Origin of the sequence: Streptomyces sp. NPDC059524 (genome assembly GCF_042749255.1) — a bacterium.
GTDB classification, from domain to species: domain Bacteria; phylum Actinomycetota; class Actinomycetes; order Streptomycetales; family Streptomycetaceae; genus Streptomyces; species Streptomyces xanthii.
Map to the genome: position 1 here is coordinate 8,429 of NZ_JBHYTK010000205.1, position 3,315 is coordinate 11,743.

Here is a 3,315-nt window from a genome sequence, read left to right on the forward strand (position 1 = left end):
CCGTCCTGCACACGGCCCTGCGCGCCCCGGCCGACGCCGTGATCGAGGTCGACGGGGGGGACCGGGGGGCGCCCGGGGCCCCCCGGCCCCCGGCCCGGGATTTCCGGGCGGGGGGCCGCGGCCACCCGGGCGGCCCGTCGACTCCCCGAAGGGCGGACACAGTGGGCCGGAAGAACGGCTTGTACACAGGGATCTCCGCGGAGCTGTCCGCGTCCATGCGCACCGGCTGGGCGGACACCGAGCGGCGCGACCTCACCGCGGACCCGCAGGCCCCGTACGCGGCGGTGCGCCGGTCCGAGCTCTCGGCGCGCTTCCCGCACGAGCGGCTCGTGATCCCCTCCGGGAACCTGAAGGTCCGCTCGAACGACGACACCTACCCGTTCCGGCCCCACTCCGCCTACGTCCACATGACCGGCGACCAGGCCCGCGACGGCGCCCTCGTCCTCGAACCCCGCGCGGACGGCGGCCACGACGCCTACTGCTACCAGCTGCCCCGCGACAGCCGCACCGACGACGAGTTCTGGTCCGGCTACCACGCCGAACTGTGGACGGGGCGCCGCGCCTCCCTCGCCGAGGCGGAGCGCGTCCTCGGGCTGCCCTGCCGCGACGTGCGCACCGCCGCCGCCGACCTCGCCGCCGGCAACGGCGTGCCGACCCGCATCGTGCGCGGCGTCGACGCCGCCCTCGAGGCCGCCGTCGTCACCGACGCGGAGCGCGACGCCGAGCTCGAAGAGGCCCTCTCCGAGCTGCGCGCCGTCAAGGACGCCTGGGAGATCGGCGAGATGCGGGCCGTCGTCGACGCCACCGTCCGCGGCTTCACCGACGTCGTCTCCGAGCTGTCCCGCGCGATCGCGACGTCCGAGCGCTGGATCGAGGGCACGTTCTTCCGCCGCGCCCGCCTGGAGGGCAACGCCCTCGGCTACGGCACCATCGCCGCCGCCGGCGACCACGCCACGATCATGCACTGGACCGACAACGACGGGCCCGTGCGCCCCGGCGACCTGCTGCTCCTCGACGCCGGCGTCGAGGGCCGCACCCTCTACACCGCCGACGTCACCCGCACCCTCCCGATCAGCGGCACCTTCGACGCCATCCAGCGCACGGTCTACGACGCCGTGTACGCGGCGCAGGAGGCGGGCTTCGCGGCCGTCAAGCCGGGCGGCGCCTACCGCGACTTCCACGAGGCGGCCCAGCGCCACCTCGCCGAGCGGCTCGTCGACTGGGGCTTCATCGAGGGCCCGGCCGACCGCGCCTACGAGCTCGGGCTCCAGCGCCGCTTCACGATGGCCGGAACCGGCCACATGCTGGGCCTGGACGTCCACGACTGCGCCCAGGCCCGCACCGAGACCTACGTCGACGGCGTCCTCGAACCCGGCATGGTCCTCACCGTCGAACCGGGCCTCTACTTCCAGCCCGACGACCTGACCGTCCCCGAGGAGTGGCGCGGTATCGGCGTCCGTATCGAGGACGACCTCCTCGTCACCGCCGACGGCCACGAGAACCTGTCCGCCGACCTGCCGCGCTCGGCGGACGAGGTCGAGGAGTGGATGGCCCGCTTCGCCGGCTGAACCGGCAACGGAGACGGAGCAGGGCCCTGACCGGCGCGTACGAGAACGCGCTGGTCAGGGCCCTTTCGGTACGACCGCGTACGGCTCCGTGTGCTACCGCGTCAGCATTCGATGATGTTGACGGCGAGGCCGCCGCGGGCGGTCTCCTTGTACTTGACGCTCATGTCGGCGCCGGTCTCCTTCATGGTCTTGATGACCTTGTCGAGGGAGACCTTGTGGCTGCCGTCGCCGCGCATCGCCATCTTCGCGGCGGTGACGGCCTTGACGGCGGCCATGCCGTTGCGCTCGATGCAGGGGATCTGGACGAGACCGCCGACCGGGTCGCAGGTCAGGCCCAGGTTGTGCTCCATGCCGATCTCGGCCGCGTTCTCCACCTGCTCCGGCGATCCGCCCAGGACCTCGGCGAGCGCGCCGGCGGCCATGGAGCAGGCGGAGCCGACCTCGCCCTGGCAGCCGACCTCGGCGCCGGAGATCGAGGCGTTCTCCTTGAACAGCATGCCGATCGCACCCGCGGCGAGCAGGAACCGGACCACGCCGTCCTCGTCCGCGCCGGGCACGAAGTTCATGTAGTAGTGCAGGACGGCCGGGATGATGCCGGCGGCGCCGTTGGTGGGGGCGGTGACGACGCGGCCGCCGGCGGCGTTCTCCTCGTTCACGGCCATCGCGTAGAGGGTGATCCACTCCATGGCGTGGGCGAGGGGCTCGCCCTCGGCGCGCAGCTTGCGGGCCGAGCCCGCCGCCCGCCGGCGGACCTTCAGGCCGCCCGGGAGGATGCCCTCGTGGGCCATGCCGCGCGAGACGCAGGCCTGCATGACACGCCAGATGTCGAGCAGCCCGGAGCGGATCTCGTCCTCGGTGCGCCAGGCCTTCTCGTTCTCCAGCATCAGGGCCGGGATGGACAGGCCGGTCTCCTGGGTCAGGCGCAGGAGTTCGTCGCCGGTGCGGAAGGGGTACTTCAGCGCGGTGTCGTCCGGCACGATCGGGTTCGCGCCCTCGACCGCGTCCTCGTCGATGACGAAGCCGCCGCCGACCGAGTAGTACGTCTTCGACAGCAGCTCGGTGCCGTCGGCGTCGCGGGCCCACAGGGTCATGCCGTTGGCGTGGTAGGGCAGGGCCTTGCGGCGGTGCAGGATCAGGTCGTCGTCGAAGGAGAACGCGATCTCGTGGGCACCGAGCAGGTTGATCCGCCCGGATTCCTTGATCGTCTCGACGCGTTCGTCGGCGTGCTCGACGTCGACGGTGCGGGGGGACTCGCCCTCCAGGCCGAGCAGGACGGCCTTGGGGGTGCCGTGGCCGTGACCGGTCGCGCCCAGGGACCCGTACAGCTCGGCGCGCACCGATGCGGTGTGGGCCAGCAGGCCCTCGTTCTTCAGACGCCGGGCGAACATACGGGCAGCGCGCATCGGGCCGACCGTGTGGGAGCTGGACGGGCCGATACCGACCGAGAACAGGTCGAAGACCGAGATGGCCACGGTGGAACTCCAATGGTGGGTGGTAGACGCCGTTGTCTGCCGGGGTGGTGCAGAGAAAGCGTGCGCAGGGGGACAGCGGTCGGGGCACCGAGCACGCTGGTGTCTGTCTTCAGTGTCCAGTGTGCGCGGTGCCCCGAACGGACGTACCTACAGAAGGGTACGAAATTCCGGCGCGATCTTTACAGGCCGGGGTACAGCGGGTGCTTGTCGGCGAGCGCGGTGACGCGGGCCTTGAGCGCGGTGGCGTCGTAGGACGGCTTGAGGGCCTCGGCGAT

At 72.1% G+C, this 3,315-nt stretch carries 2 protein-coding genes; one reads left to right on the forward strand and one right to left on the reverse strand.

Annotated elements, in window-relative coordinates; translation table 11 throughout:
* The first annotated feature begins 215 nt into the window (after positions 1–215).
* Positions 216–1,568, forward strand: a complete 1,353-nt coding sequence (locus ACFW9D_RS35115) for an aminopeptidase P family protein (protein ID WP_384628954.1) — start codon at positions 216–218, stop codon at positions 1,566–1,568.
* A gap of 101 nt (positions 1,569–1,669) precedes the next feature.
* Here ACFW9D_RS35115 and ACFW9D_RS35120 read toward each other — a convergent pair whose 3' ends face one another.
* Entirely contained in the window at positions 1,670–3,040 is a 1,371-nt protein-coding gene (locus ACFW9D_RS35120) for an L-serine ammonia-lyase (RefSeq protein WP_188336753.1), read from the reverse strand.
* Positions 3,041–3,315: the final 275 nt, after the last annotated feature.

Bases quoted from the DNA above. Each gene is read 5' to 3' on its own strand.
- ACFW9D_RS35115 (WP_384628954.1), top strand. From the start codon at position 216: ATGCGCACCGGCTGGGCGGACACCGAGCGGCGCGACCTCACCGCGGAC.